The organism is Solirubrobacter ginsenosidimutans (assembly GCF_027587205.1).
In genome coordinates, this window is the sequence record NZ_JAPDOD010000060.1 from 1 (window position 1) to 13,105 (window position 13,105).

12 protein-coding genes and 1 pseudogene are annotated in these 13,105 nt (G+C 72.1%); 8 read left to right on the forward strand and 5 right to left on the reverse strand.

The window, feature by feature from the left end:
• Window positions 1-1,128: pseudogene (locus OM076_RS38100) on the forward strand (hypothetical protein); the annotation flags it as partial.
• Here OM076_RS38100 and OM076_RS38105 read toward each other — a convergent pair.
• Complete coding sequence (locus OM076_RS38105) at window positions 1,119-1,706, reverse strand: FHA domain-containing protein (RefSeq protein ID WP_270045425.1); 588 nt, start codon at window positions 1,704-1,706, stop codon at window positions 1,119-1,121. The pseudogene OM076_RS38100 and the gene OM076_RS38105 sit on opposite strands and share 10 nt — an antisense overlap.
• Window positions 1,707-1,780: 74 nt before the next feature.
• On the opposite strand from OM076_RS38105, the gene OM076_RS38110 reads away from it, so the two are divergent.
• The 5 genes from OM076_RS38110 (at window position 1,781) to OM076_RS38130 (ending at window position 6,730) form a co-directional block, all read left to right on the forward strand.
• Window positions 1,781-3,352 carry an HDOD domain-containing protein gene (locus OM076_RS38110; protein WP_270045426.1) on the forward strand — a complete coding sequence of 524 codons (1,572 nt, stop codon included), beginning with the start codon at window positions 1,781-1,783 and terminating at the stop codon, window positions 3,350-3,352.
• Window positions 3,349-4,689 (forward strand): sensor histidine kinase, encoded by a 1,341-nt coding sequence (locus tag OM076_RS38115; RefSeq protein ID WP_270045427.1) that lies wholly within the window; start codon window positions 3,349-3,351, stop codon window positions 4,687-4,689. The genes OM076_RS38110 and OM076_RS38115 overlap by 4 nt, the downstream gene beginning before the upstream one ends.
• Window positions 4,690-4,780: 91 nt before the next feature.
• Window positions 4,781-5,449, forward strand: coding sequence for a response regulator transcription factor (locus tag OM076_RS38120; RefSeq protein WP_028062315.1), 669 nt, complete (start codon window positions 4,781-4,783; stop codon window positions 5,447-5,449).
• 73 nt (window positions 5,450-5,522) lie between these two features.
• Window positions 5,523-6,059: an RNA polymerase sigma factor gene (locus OM076_RS38125; protein ID WP_270045428.1), complete on the forward strand. Its 537-nt coding sequence runs from the start codon at window positions 5,523-5,525 to the stop codon at window positions 6,057-6,059.
• The gene (locus tag OM076_RS38130) at window positions 6,056-6,730 is read left to right on the forward strand and encodes a hypothetical protein (RefSeq protein WP_270045429.1); all 675 of its coding nucleotides are present in this window, start codon (window positions 6,056-6,058) and stop codon (window positions 6,728-6,730) included. The genes OM076_RS38125 and OM076_RS38130 overlap by 4 nt, the downstream gene beginning before the upstream one ends.
• Here the strand turns inward: OM076_RS38130 and OM076_RS38135 are convergent.
• From OM076_RS38135 to OM076_RS38145, 3 genes are read right to left on the reverse strand one after another with little or no spacing between them, the layout of a single operon-like run.
• Complete coding sequence (locus OM076_RS38135) at window positions 6,719-7,270, reverse strand: YqgE/AlgH family protein (protein ID WP_270045430.1); 552 nt, start codon at window positions 7,268-7,270, stop codon at window positions 6,719-6,721. The two genes, OM076_RS38130 and OM076_RS38135, sit on opposite strands and share 12 nt — an antisense overlap.
• Before the next feature lie 13 nt (window positions 7,271-7,283).
• Window positions 7,284-8,804 carry a hypothetical protein gene (locus OM076_RS38140; RefSeq protein WP_270045431.1) on the reverse strand — a complete coding sequence of 507 codons (1,521 nt, stop codon included), beginning with the start codon at window positions 8,802-8,804 and terminating at the stop codon, window positions 7,284-7,286.
• Between the two features lie 34 nt (window positions 8,805-8,838).
• Window positions 8,839-10,005: an aldo/keto reductase gene (locus tag OM076_RS38145; protein WP_270045432.1), complete on the reverse strand. Its 1,167-nt coding sequence runs from the start codon at window positions 10,003-10,005 to the stop codon at window positions 8,839-8,841.
• 231 nt (window positions 10,006-10,236) lie between these two features.
• Between OM076_RS38145 and OM076_RS38150 the strand changes: the two genes are divergently transcribed.
• Window positions 10,237-11,796: a S8 family serine peptidase gene (locus OM076_RS38150; protein WP_270045467.1), complete on the forward strand. Its 1,560-nt coding sequence runs from the start codon at window positions 10,237-10,239 to the stop codon at window positions 11,794-11,796.
• On the forward strand, window positions 11,793-12,545 hold the full coding sequence (locus OM076_RS38155; RefSeq protein WP_270045433.1) for a GDSL-type esterase/lipase family protein: 753 nt from the start codon (window positions 11,793-11,795) through the stop codon (window positions 12,543-12,545). The genes OM076_RS38150 and OM076_RS38155 overlap by 4 nt, the downstream gene beginning before the upstream one ends.
• Here the strand turns inward: OM076_RS38155 and OM076_RS38160 are convergent.
• Window positions 12,451-13,104 (reverse strand): DUF3159 domain-containing protein, encoded by a 654-nt coding sequence (locus OM076_RS38160; RefSeq protein ID WP_270045434.1) that lies wholly within the window; start codon window positions 13,102-13,104, stop codon window positions 12,451-12,453. The genes OM076_RS38155 and OM076_RS38160 overlap by 95 nt on opposite strands.
• Window position 13,105 lies beyond the last annotated feature (1 nt).

The window sequence follows — 13,105 nt, forward strand, 5'->3', positions numbered from 1 at the left end:
GCCGGGGGCCGCCCGGCGGGGTTGTGGCCCGCGGGCGAGGCGGCGCCGCCGGCCGGGACCGATGCGCCCGCGGACGAGTGGCCCGCCGCCGGCGCGGCGCCACCCACCGGAACTCGTCGCCGCCGGCCGGCGGCCGCCGTGCGCTGGGCGTTGGCCGGCACCGCCGCGGTAGCCGCGGTGGTCGTCGCGGTCGTGCTGCTGGGCGGGGGCGGCAACCCCGTCGCGCGCCCCACCCCGACGCCGACCACGACCGCGACGCCCGCCGCGCCCGCCGTCGCGCGGGTCGCGAAGACCATCACCGGGGTCAGCGATCGTCCCAACGGCGTGGTGCTCGCAGGCGGCGACCTGTGGGTCTCCAGTGCGCGCCAGCCGCGGCTCACCCGCATCGAGGCGGCGACCGGCACCGAGCGCGACGACCATCCGAAAGTCGGCGACGACGTGACGGCGATCACCGCGTTCGACGACGACGTGTGGGTCACCGTCGGGTCGACGCGTGAGGTGCTCAAACTCGACGGGCGGACCGGGAAGGTCCGCACGCGCTGGACGGTCGAGGGCACGCCCGTGCGGCTGGCGGTCGACGAGAGCGGCGCGTGGGTCGGTACGCAGGCTCAGGACGACGGTCCAGGCGTCCTGCGCCACTACGACCTCGCGGGCCATCCGATCCAGACGCTCACCGTCAACGAGGGGATCGGCGGGCTGGTCGTGGGCGGCGGGGCGACGTGGGTCATCAAGGCGCGCACGAACAAGGTCGCGCGCCTGCTGCCCGGTCAGACCGTGCTCTCCGACTGGGCCGCGCTGCCCGCCCCGGCGGCCGCGATGGGCTACGACGACGGCGCGCTCTGGGTGACGCTCGACGAGGACGCGATCGCACGGATCATCGCCGCCGGCGGCAACCTGCGGACCGCTGCGGCCGGCCGCAGTCCCGCGCAGTCGGTGCTCGCGGGCGGGCACCTGTTCGTCGCCAGCCGCAACGACGACACGGTCGTGGTGCTCAACCCGGCCACGCTGAAGCTGGTCGGCGAGCCGATCGGCGTCGGCGCCAACCCCTACGCGATGGTCGCCGACGAGCGCTCGGTGTGGGTCACCGGCCTGGGCGACAATACCCTCACTCGCCTCGACTACCGGTAGACAAGGTCCAGCGCGCGGGCGGCGAGCGCGGTGCGCTTGGCGTTCTGCGGCAGATCGGTCAGCTCGAAGCGCTCGAACAGCGCCGCCAGCGTGCCCTTGACCGTGTCCACGGAGATCCCGAGCTCGTCCGCGATCTCGCGGTTGGTCGCCGGAGCGGAGCCCGGGCGCTCGAACACGGGGCGGCACAGCGCCTTCAGCAGCCGCCGCTGCGCCGGGGTCACCCGCACGGCATCGGTGCCGGGACGCACCGGGCGGGTCGCGGGAGCCGTCGCCGGGCGCTCCTCCTCACAGACCGTCAGGGCGCAGGAGCCGACCTGCACGACGTCCCCCACCGCGAGTCGCTTGCGCCCCCGCACCCGCACGCCGTTGACGAACGTGCCGTTGTGGGAGAGGCCCTCATCGCAGATGACCCAGTCGTCGCCCATGTACACGAGCTCGGCGTGCAGCCGCGAGACCTCATCGTCCCAGGACAGCGCGACGTCGCTGCTGGGCCGCCGCCCGACGGTCTTGCGGGGAGCGTCGGCGGTCAGTTCGTGGCGGTGGCGGCGGCCGTCGGGATCGTGGAACTCGAGGAACACTGAAAGCGATGGTCGCGTGCCCCGCCGCACGGGTCGTCCCACCAAGGTGTGAAGCGGGTGACACCATTGCTCGGATGATCGCGGCGCTCGTGCTCGCAGTGGTCCTGATCGCGGTCGTGGCCATCGCGGTCACTCGCGTGCGCGCACTGGAGGGCGAGCGCCGAACGCTCGAGTCCGAACGCGCCCGGCTCGCCGCCGAAGGAGAGCAGCTGCGCGCCCAGCTCGCCGAGCGCCGGCGCGACGTCGACGAGCTGATTCCGTACCGCGACGCCGTGGATGCCGCGGAGGACTGGATCTGGGCCACCGACGAGGACGGCACGGTGCGCTTCTCGAGCCCGGCGGCAGGGGCGCTGCTCGGCCGCGACGAGCTCCTCGGCGTCGCGCTGAGCGAGCTCACGCACCCCGACGACCAGGCCGTCGGCTGGTCCGGCGTGCTGCGGCGCAAGCACGCCGACGGGAGCTGGCGCACGGTCGATTCGCGGTCTGTCCGCGCCGGCCGCGGCTGGCAGGGGATCGATCGCGACCTGACCGCGGCGCCGCCCGCCAGCGCGACGCCCGGCGTGGCGGTCGTGCGGTTGCCGGTGGTCGACGGTCGCCGCGAGGTCATCGCCTACGAGCTGATCGGCGACGGCGACGTGCTCGGCGGGTTCTCGCCTGCGGCGTTGCTCGAGCTCGGGGCCGGCCGGCCGGTGTGGGTGGGGCTGGACACGGCCGCTCCGCCGGAGCTGGACCGCTCCCGCACCGTGCTCCAGGTCACCCCGTCGACCCCCGTCGAGCAGGCCGTCGCGCTCACCGCGCAGGGGTTCGCGCTCGCGCTGGACGGGTTCGACGGGGCGGCGGAACTGCTCGACCACTGCGGCATCGTGAAGGTGGGCGTGGCGGGGCGGGAGGATGAGGATCTCCGTGCACTGCTGGCTGAGCCGGCCTCCCGCGGGCTCACCCTGGTGGCCACGGGCGTCGCCGGCGCGGAGGAGTTCACCCGCTGCCGCCTGCTCGGGTTCTCGCACTTCCAGGGCGAGTTCTTCGCCCGTCCCGCGGGTGAGCAGGGCGGCGGCGGGGCGATCGGCTCGCTCCAGGCGCTGGGCGAGCTCACCACTTCCGACGCCTCGTTCGAGCAGCTGGAGCGGATCATCTCGGCCGACGTCGGCCTCTCGGTCGGCCTGCTGCGCCACGTCAACAGCGCGTTCTTCGCGCTCCCGCGCAAGATCGACACCGTCCGCGAGGCGCTGACGCTGCTCGGCCCGCGCGCGGTCCGCCGCTGGGCGACGGTCGTCGCGCTCTCCTCGGTGCCCGAGGCGCCCGACCAGCTCGTGGCCCTGGCGCTCCTGCGCGGGCGCATGTGCGAGCTGCTCGGCCGCGGGATGAGCGAGGAAGAACGTGACCGCCTCTTCACCGTTGGACTTTTCTCGGTCGCGGACGCCCTCCTTGACGCCAGCATGGAGCACGTGCTCGAAACGCTCCCGTTCTCCGACGAGATCACCGGCGCGCTGCTGCGCCTCGAAGGCCCACTCGGTCGTACCCTCGGCACCGTGCTGCGCTATGAGCAGGGCCACTTCCCGGAGACGGGCGATCCGGCGGAGTTGGCCGAGGCGTATCTCGGCGCCCTGAAATGGGCGGACGATGCTGGACGCTGGGTTGCGCAATGAGTCGCATGCCGCTGCGGTTCAAGCTCACGCTGGCGTTCACCGGCGTGATGGCGGTGCTGCTGACGGGGGCCGGGATCGCGCTCAGCCTGCTGGTCGCCGAGAACCTCGACTCGACGATCGACGACGGGCTCGCCGCGCGGGCCGGGGACGCCGCGGCGGTCGTGGGCGCGCGCACGGGCCAGGCGAAGCTCGCCAACACGGGTGAGACGTTCGCCCAGGTGCTCGATGGCACCGGGAAGGTCGTCGATACGACCCCCAGCGCGGGTGAGGCGTCGCTGCTGGATCGGGCATCGCTCGCCAAGGCGCGCGAGGGCATCGTGACCGTGGAGCGCCGGACGGACGACGGCGCGGCGATCCGCCTGCTCGCGCGGCCGGTGACGGCGGAGAACACGCAGGAGATCGTGGTCGTCGGCGAGCCGCTGGCGCAGCGCGAGCGAGCGCTCGGCGCGCTGCACGCGCTGCTGGCGATCGGCGGGCCGATCGCGCTCCTGATCGCGTCGTTCGTCGGCTACATCCTCGCCGCGGCCGCGTTGCGACCGGTCGAGCGGATGCGACGACACGCCGCCGCGGTGACGGCGGCGGGGACGAGCGAGCGCCTTCCCGTCCCGCCCACCAACGACGAGATCGGCCGCCTCGGGCGCACGCTGAACGAGATGCTGGCGCGGCTGGAGGTCGCCTTCAAGCGCGAGCGGGCGTTCGTGTCGGACGCCTCGCACGAGCTGCGCACGCCGCTGGCGATCCTGCGCACCGAGCTCGAGCTGGCACTGCGGGGCAAGCACACGCAGGAGGAGCTCGAGGACGCGCTGCGCTCGGCCGCCGAGGAGTCCGAGCGGCTGTCGGGGCTAGCGGACGACCTGCTCGTCATCGCCCGGTCCGACCAGGGGCGGTTGCCCGTCCGGCCCGAGCCGCTCGAGGCGGGCGAGGTCCTGGCGCGCGTCGCCGGGCGCTTCCAGACGCGTGCGCGCGCCGAAGGGCGCCCGCTGACGGCCGATCCGTCGCCCGGCGTGACGGTCAACGCCGACCTCGCGCGGATCGAGCAGGCGCTCGCGAACCTCGTCGACAACGCGCTCACCTACGGCCACGGGACGGTGCAGCTGAGCGCTCGCACCGAGAACGGGCACGTCGAGCTGCACGTCTACGACGAGGGGCGAGGGTTCCCGCCGGACTTCCTCCCGCGCGCCTTCGAGCGCTTCACGCGCGCCGACGAGGCACGGACGCGTGGCGGCACCGGTCTCGGGCTCGCGATCGCCGCCGCGGTCGCCGGCGCGCATGGGGGCAGCGCACATGCGGAGAACATCGAGGGCGGCGCGGATGTGTGGATCGCGTTGCCTTCATAAGAAGCAACTCATGAGAACCCTCTCATAATTCTCATCTTCAACTCATGACGGTTGCGCATGATGCTTTCACCCCTACTCTGAGGAACCGTTCATGCGCGTGCTGGTGGTCGAGGACGAGATCAAGATGGCGAGCCTGATCCGGCGGGGTCTGCGCTCGGAAGGACTTGCGGCTGACGTGGCCATCAAGGGCGAGGATGCCCTGTGGATGGCGGGTTCAACGGGCTACGACGCCATCGTGCTCGATGTGATGCTCCCGGGCATCGACGGCTTCGAGACGTGTCGCCGTCTGCGTGAAGAGGGCATCTGGTCGCCGGTGATCATGCTCACCGCCCGCGACACCGTCGAGGACCGCGTCGCGGGCCTGGACGGCGGCGCCGACGACTACCTCGCGAAGCCCTTCTCCTTCGCGGAGCTCCTGGCGCGCCTGCGGGCGCTCGCCCGGCGCGGCCCGGTGGAGCGCCCCGCGGTGCTCGAGGTCGGCACGCTCAAGCTCGACCCGGCCGGCCGTCGCGTGTGGCGCGGCGACACCGAGGTCAGCCTGTCGGCCAAGGAGTTCCAGCTCCTGGAGACGTTCATGCGGCACCCGGGCGAGGTGCTCTCGCGCTACCAGCTGCTCGAGCACGCGTGGGACTACGACTATGAGAACCGCTCGAACATCGTCGACGTCTACGTCCGCTACCTGCGCGACAAGATCGATCGCCCGTTCGGCGTGAACCAGCTCGAGACCGTTCGCGGCGCGGGCTACCGTCTTCGGGACTAGGTCCCGATGTCGCCCCGCGGCCTGGTCTGAGGCCGCGGGAACCTCCTGACGGGAGGCGGTGTATTAGGAGGCGGTGGCTCGAGCGCTGACCGAGGGCGAATTGGTCGCCCTCGCCCGCCGTGGAGATGGCGACGCGTACGCGTCGCTCGTCCGCGCGCACTCGGACATCGCCTTCCGCACCGCCATGCTGATCACCCAGGACGCCGCCGAGGCCGAAGAAGCTGCCCAGGACGCGTTCGTCAAGGCGTGGCGGGCACTCGGGCGCTTCCGGGACGGTGAGCCGCTCCGGCCGTGGCTGCTGACGATCGTCGCCAACGAGGCGCGCAATCGCAAGCGCTCCGCCGGCCGGCGCCAGGCACTGGCGCTGCGCCTGATCCCGCACGCCGACACCGACTCGGCCGAAGCCGCGGTGCTCGCCGGCGAGACCCGTGCGACCCTGCTCGCCGCGCTCGGCCGGCTGCGTGACGACGACCGTCTGGTCCTCGGCTGCCGCTACCTGCTCGAGCTCAGTGAGGCCGAGACCGCCGCCGCGCTCGGCGTTCGCAAGGGCACGGTCAAGTCCCGCACGTCACGCGCGCTCGAACGCCTCCGCGGGGAGGTGACCCCGTGAGCGACCTCGAGACCGCCCTGCGCGAGCTGGACGTGGAGTGGCCGGACACCCCCGACCTCTCCCATGCCGTTCAGGCTCGGATAGCCGAACGACGGAGGAAGGTCTCATGGCGCGCCCGCATCGCCTACTTCGCCGCCGCCCTCGTCCTGCTCGGCGGCGGCACGCTCGCGGTCTCACCCGCCGCGCGGTCCTCCGTGCTCGAGTGGCTCGGGTTGAAGTCGGTCGAGATCAAGCGCGAGGCGCCGAAGCCGGTCATCGGGCGCGAGCTCGACCTCGGGACGCCGCTCGCGGCGCCACCGAAGGGCACCCGCATCCCGCAAGCACTCGGCGCGCCCGACACCGCGTACGACACGATCCTCCCGGACGGGACCCACACCGTCTCGCTGGTCTACACAGGCCCGCCGAAGCTGCTCATCCAGGTCTTCCGCGCGCGGGCGACGCCGTTCATCGAGAAGACGCTCGGCCAGGGAGCGACCGCCGAGCGGGTCGCGAACGGCTACTGGATCACCGGCGCGCACGGCTTCGCCTACCAGTCCGCGAAGGGGTTCGGCTACGAGCAGCAGCGGCTCGCCGACCGCACGCTGCTGATCGAGCGCGACGGGCTGCTCATCCGCGTCGAAGGCAACACGACGAAGGCGCGCGCCCTCGCGATCGCGGCGTCAATTCACTGACGGGTCCGGCGGCATCGTGGCCAGCAACGCGTAGCGCTGGCCCTTGCGGCGCAGGACCGCGGCCCACAGGTCGCCCGGCTCGAGCGTGAAGATCTCCTCGCGCTTGGGGGGCTCGATGATCCACGCCTCCTCGGCGAGCTCGTCCTCGAGCTGGCCCGGGCCCCAGCCGGCGTGCCCGGCGAACACCCGGGCGCGGCGGATCGCGCCGCCGAGCGCCTCCGGGTCGTCGGCGTCTGAGCCGATGAACCCGAGGTCGTCGTCCACCAGCGCGCCGGCCAGCTCCGGCCGGTCGAACTCCGCGAGCACGATCACGGCCGTCTCCGCCACCGGTCCGCCGACGTAGACGGGCTCCTCGTCGCCGGCCAGCCATGACAGGTCCGGCACGGCCTCGCCGACCGTCGACGCGGCGGGGCGATTGAGCACGAGGCCCATGGCGCCCTCGTCGGTGTGCTCGGCGATCAGGACGACGGTGCGGACGAAGTTCGGGTCGCGCAGGACGGGCGATGCGAGGATGAGCTTGCCACGCAGCGACTCGGCCATCCCTGCATTGTGCCTAGTGGCGCACGGTCTTGGGCTTCTTCTTGGCCGCGGCCCGCCGCTTGGCGGCCGCCTTACGCTTCGCCGCCGCGGCCTTGCGCTTCTTGCTGGCCTTCGCTTTGACCGCGGCCCGCTTGCCCTTCTTGGACGTCGAGGTCGCCGCGCGGTTGAGGCCGGAGGCGCCGACGGTGGAGCTCGGGGCGGACGCGGCGCTCGCGCTGCCGTCCTCGTTGGAGGCGACCACGGCGACCCGCAGGCGCCGGCCGAGGTCCTCGCTGGAGACGACGTAGCTCGCGCCGGTCGCGGAGTCGATGTCCTCCCAGCCGGAGGCGATTAGGCGCTGCCACTGGTACGTGTAGGCCGTCGGCGAGTTGGTCCACACGCCGACACGCGCGGTCAGGGTCTGGCCACGGCGCGTGGTGCCGGCGACGGACGGGGCGGTCGTCGCGGCCGGCGGCTCAGGCACCCACAGGGAGCCGCCGCCACAGGCCGGCGCGACCTCGCCGCACCCGGCCAGGAACGCCGAGTCGTACGTGTTCCAGTGCGTCGCCAGGTAGGAACCGGGAGCCGGCGCCGGGTTGAAGTAGTCGTCGTGGCCGCAGTCGTAGTTCTGCGGGATGGCGCCAGGAAGGCCGGCGCAGTCCTGCTGCATCGGGTGCGCGGCACCGCCGTCCTCGACGTAACACATGACGTCCGCGCCCTGCCAGCAATGGCCGTACTGCGGCGAGCTGCCGCCGGCCGGCTGCGTCGAGTGCGGCGCGCCCCACTGGACCGCGCCCAGGTTGTGCGTCATCTCGTGCAGGAAGCCTTCAGGCCACCAGCCCCAGCGCGCGCTGCCGGGGGCCGCCGCGCCGTCGCGGCTGAAGAGGATCGAGGTGAGCCCGCCGCGGTTGTGGATGTTCGCGGCGCCCTGGCGCTCGCCGGTCGGGCCCATGACGGTCTCGCCCAAGCCGTACTCCTGCGTGGAGCCGGAGAGGCCGTCGGCGATCACGATCGCGTTGCGCGGCCCGGCGGCGGCGCCGAGCGCGCGCTGGACGGCGCCGGAGATCGCCGAGAAGTTGTCGGCATAGGAGGCGCGGGACCCTGGCAGCTGGACCGTTTGGATGTCCACGAACTGGGGCCCGCAGCCGGTGCCCATGTCGAAGCGGAGGCCCTTCGTGCCGCCGTCCTGGGCGGAGAGGAACCGCTGGACGATCGCGACGTTGGCCTGGATCGCGTCCTTCCAACCCGCGAACCGGTCAGGCCGGTCGGCCGCATAGGCGTAGACCACCTTGAACTGCGCCTTCGTGGCCGGCGTGACGGGGGCGTTGTCGGCGCCCGTCTCGTCCCCGCACCAGCCGGTCGGGAGCCCGTCGGGTCCGTCGCCGGCGGCCGCCTGAGCGGTCGACACGACGTCGGCGAGGTTGACGTCCTGCAGCTGCGTGCGCGTGTCGCGGTGCGTCAGCAGGTTCGGGTCCTTGTGCGGGACGGCGAAGGTCGGCAGCGCGAGCAGGGCAAGCGCGAAGGCGGCAGCTCCTATGGGACGAAGGCGGATCATCGTGCCCCGGTTGATCGACCCGGGGCATAGGGGCTTAAGCCGCCCTGGACAGATCTCTGAGTGGCTCGATCCCCCAGCGGCCCGCCAGTGCGCTCAGTTCCGGGGTGATCGGCCAGCGGTCCGGCTGAGGTTCACCTTCGAACTCCGGCGCCGCGCCCTTGAGCAGCATCGAGCCGCGGTTGTCACCGATCGAACGGAGCGTCGCGACCTCCTCGGCGCTCAGCACGCTCGGCCCGCGGACGGCGGCCAGCTCGGCACGCTTGTCCTCGATCGACTTCGCGCTGCCGGACTCCTCGATGAGCGTCGGCGCGACACAGTGCACGGGCCCGTGCGCCAGGTTCCAGTGGCAGGCGAGCTGGAGCATCGTCAGCCCGTGGCGTTCGGCGATCGGCCGCATCGCCTCGAGCTTTGCGCGACCCGCCTCGACCCAGCCCGCCGGGCGGAACCCGCGATGGTCGTGGCGTCCGAACGCGTGCCCCTCGAGGACGTCGTCGTGGAAGAGACCGCCGTAGTCGACGACGCGGGTGATGACCTTCACGCCGTGGCGCTCGGCGGCAGGCAGCACGAGCTCGCCCGGCCACGGCTCGAGCGGGTTGAGGATCACCATCGCCCAGTCGATCCGGTCGCTGAAGCGCTCCAGGCAGTCGATCACATCGAGCGTGAAGCCGTTCGCCGGGCCCGGGGCGACGCCGAGCATCCGCGTCAGGCCGTCGGCCTGCACCGCCGAGAACGCGTCCCACACCGCTTCGTTCGTATAGCCCGTCCGGTCCGGGTTGTGAAGCAGCAGGAGATCGAAGGAATCGACGCCGCAGCGCTCCAGGCTGCGCTCCGTGGCCATCCGCACGTAGTCCGCGTAGCCCTCGGGTCCGCGCAGCCGCGGATCGGTGAACCGGGGGAAGCCCTTGGCACCTTCACGCTGGCCCGTGTAGAAATCGTGTCCGATGGCGCCGACGATGGCGAAGTCCGAGCGGGGGATACCGGCGAGCGCGTGGCCGAGCAACGTGTCAGCGGCGCCCGCGCCATAGGTGTCCGCAGTTATGACGGTCGCGATACCCTCATCCGGGCGGAGCAGGGCAGCGAGCCGATCATCGTCGATCGGTTCCCCAAAGTGCATGAAGCGCCCGCCGCTCCATGTCCCAACGGCGGCATTCGTCAGCTCAGGCCAACTTTCCCCATCAAAGTGTTCACTCAAGGCCCCCATGGAATGGCCGATGATACGAGGGTGACGCACTCGCGTTCGGGGTTGGCGTGCGCTGTCGCGCTTCTTTGCGCGATCGGCTGTGCCCTGCCCGCGCTCGCTCACGCGAAAACGGACACACCGACGCTCGACGACCGCTACACCCAGCAGTGGTCGCTCTCCAACGTCGAGTCGAAGCTCTATCCCGGGGCGATCGCCGACTCCGACATCGACGCTCCCGAGGCCTGGGAGATCATGGAGGGCCAGGGTGTGACGGTCGGCGTGGTCGATCAGCTGGTGTATGCCGCGCACCCGGACCTGGCGGGCCACGTCGAACCCGGGCAGGACTTCACGGAGGCGGACTCGTGCACGGCCGGCGATCCGGCCGGCGCAGATGACCACGGGACCATGATCGCGGGCATCGTCGCCGCTGGGCGCGACAACGGGGGCATCATCGGCGTCGCGCCGCTGGCGCACGTCATGCCGCTGCGGGCGATCGACAACTGCGGCACCGGGAAGCTGCCGTGGATCATCAAGGCGTTCGAGTACGCGGGCGCCCACGACATGCCGATCGTCACGGCCTCGTTCGCCAGCGATCCGCTCGATGGCCCGAACGCGGACACCAACCAGGAGTTCGTCAAGGTCTTCGACCGCTATCCCAACACCCTGTTCGTCGTCGCCGCCGGCAACGAGGGCAACGACAACGACGATCCCGCGCATCCGGTCTATCCGTGCTCGACCAAGCGGCCCGGCTCGGACCCGGACATCGCGAACCTGATCTGCGTCGGCATGACCGACACGATGGACAAACCCGCCTGCTGGGGAAACATCGGGCAGACCACCGTCGATCTCTTCGCTCCCGGCGTGTCGATCCTGAGCACGGTCCGCGGCGGCTTCGGCGGCTACATGTACCGCAGCGGGACGTCGATGGCGGCGCCGATGGTCGCCGGAGCCGCGGCGATCGTCCTCTCGACCGAGCCCCAGCTCGGCGCTGCGCAGCTGGCGCAGCGGCTCAGGGACAGCGTGGACCCCAAGCAGCCGCTGGAGCCGTTCTCCGTCGCCGGTGGCCGCCTCAACGCGGCGCGCGCGGCGGGCGCTCCGGGCCGGCTCAACAGCGGTGGCGGCGAATCCGTGGCCTGGGCCTCATGTGACCGCGACCACGACTCGTTCCGCGACGACTCCGGCGCGGATCAGTGCCCGGGCGTCCCGGGCTCGGTGCGCGGCTGTCCCGACAGCGACGGCGACGGCCTGGGCGACTCCACCGACAACTGCAGGTCGATCGCCAACGCCGACCAGGCCGATGCCGACTCCGACGGCGTCGGCGATGCCTGCGACGCGATGCCGCGAGGCACCGACGACGACGGGGACAACCGACCGTTGCTCGACGATCTCTGCCCGCTGCAGCCCGCCTTCACGGCCGACGGCTGCCCGGCGATCGACCAGCACCAATCCGGCGACCCGAAGAACCCGATCGCGACGCCCACGCCCACGGTGACCCCCACCGGCGCCGCCGTGATCGTCTCGCTCAAGGCGAAGGTGACCCCCAAGAGCTGCCCCAAGAGCACCCCGAAGTGCGCGCGGGTGGCCAAGGTCACGGTCAAGCTCTCGCGGCAGGCGAAGGTCGCCCTCAAGCTCGAGCAGCAGGTGCGCAAGCGCGGCAAGCTCGTCTGGAAGCGCGTGAGCGTGCAGTCGATGTCGGCGAATGCGAAGGGCACCACCCTGACGGTTCGCGGCAAGCGCGGCCAGCCTCGGTCCAAGTACCGCGTGACGGCGACGCTGGCCAACAAGGCCAAGGCCGTCAGCTTCACGGTGTGAGCCGGCTCGGGGTTCTCGCCTTCGGTGACTCGATCACCAACGGCGGTGGCGAGCTCCAATGGGGCGTCGCGCTGCAGTCCTGGGCGCTGTGGGTGGCGCGGGGGCTCGGCCTGGCGTTCACGACCTACGCCGTCGACGGCGCGAGCGCCGAGCACGTCGCGCACGCCCAGCTGCCGGCCTTCCTCGCCCGCACCGCGACCCCCGACGGGCGCTACGACCTCGGATGCCTCTACGTCGGCGTCAACGACGTCCGTAGACCCGATTGGGACCCTGCAGCGTTCGCCGCCGACCACGCGTTCGCGCTGGACGCACTCGCGGCGCGCTGCGACCGCCTGCTGGTGGTGACGCTCCCGGAGGACCTGGGGCGCCCGCGGGCGCCGGGTGTGGCGGAAGCCAACGCGATCGTCGAGGCCGCGGCACGGGCGCGTGGGGCGCTGGTGCTCGACCTCCGCGCGTTCGGGGCCCGCAACCTCGTGATGGTCGACCACGTCCATCCGACCGCGTTCGGGCAGGTGTGGATCGCCGAGCGCGCGCTCGACGTGCTGGCGGCGGACGGGATGGACGTCCGCGTGCGGCCCTCGACCCTGATCTCGCCCGCCGGCGGGACCCGCAAGCAGCGGCTGCAGGGCGACTGGACCTACGTCTACCGGCGGCTCAAGGAGCAGGCTCGGGCGCTTCGGGCTGGCGCGGGTCCGGTGCGCCGAGTTGCTCGAGCCGCTTCGGCACGAACCGGTAGCTCAGGAACATGAGCAGCCCGAACGCGGGCCAGCCCATCGCGACCGACGCCGCGGCCAGCCAGCCGACGCGCCCGGTCGCGATCAAAACGGCGTAGACGGCGGCGCGGAAGCCGAACAGCGCGGCCCAGGCCAGCGTCAGCTCGGTCATCGCGCGGCGGACCGCGGGGAGCTTGGCCCAGCCCGGCTCCGCACGGAACAGCGCGGCGACGAGGAACCCCGTGATCGGCTGACGGATCACCGCCGAGCCCGCGAACACGATCGCGTAGCCGGCCTGGATGAGCGCCCGGGGGACGAAGTAGGTCTCGGCCTTGCCGGTGCGCCAGGCGATCACCGCGGAGATCACGGTGACGAACAGCCCGCCGAGCACATTGACGACGGTCTTCTTGCGCACGACCCGCTCGACGGCCATCACCACGCCGAGCGCGATGGCGACGATCGCGGCGGTCTTGAGGCCCCAGATCGCGTAGACGACGACGAACGCGATCGGCCCCGTGCCGGTGTCCAGCATCGCGCGCTTGTCGCGCAGGATGTCGACCGGGCTGGGCGGGTGCTCAGGGGGCGGCTGGGACACG

Coding starts and splice junctions, on each gene's coding strand:
- OM076_RS38140 (WP_270045431.1), bottom strand. CDS start 8,804: ATGATCCGCCTTCGTCCCATAGGAGCTGCCGCCTTCGCGCTTGCCCTG.
- OM076_RS38110 (WP_270045426.1), top strand. CDS start 1,781: ATGATCGCGGCGCTCGTGCTCGCAGTGGTCCTGATCGCGGTCGTGGCC.
- OM076_RS38135 (WP_270045430.1), bottom strand. CDS start 7,270: ATGGCCGAGTCGCTGCGTGGCAAGCTCATCCTCGCATCGCCCGTCCTG.
- OM076_RS38120 (WP_028062315.1), top strand. CDS start 4,781: ATGCGCGTGCTGGTGGTCGAGGACGAGATCAAGATGGCGAGCCTGATC.
- OM076_RS38150 (WP_270045467.1), top strand. CDS start 10,237: ATGGAGGGCCAGGGTGTGACGGTCGGCGTGGTCGATCAGCTGGTGTAT.
- OM076_RS38145 (WP_270045432.1), bottom strand. CDS start 10,005: ATGGGGGCCTTGAGTGAACACTTTGATGGGGAAAGTTGGCCTGAGCTG.
- OM076_RS38115 (WP_270045427.1), top strand. CDS start 3,349: ATGAGTCGCATGCCGCTGCGGTTCAAGCTCACGCTGGCGTTCACCGGC.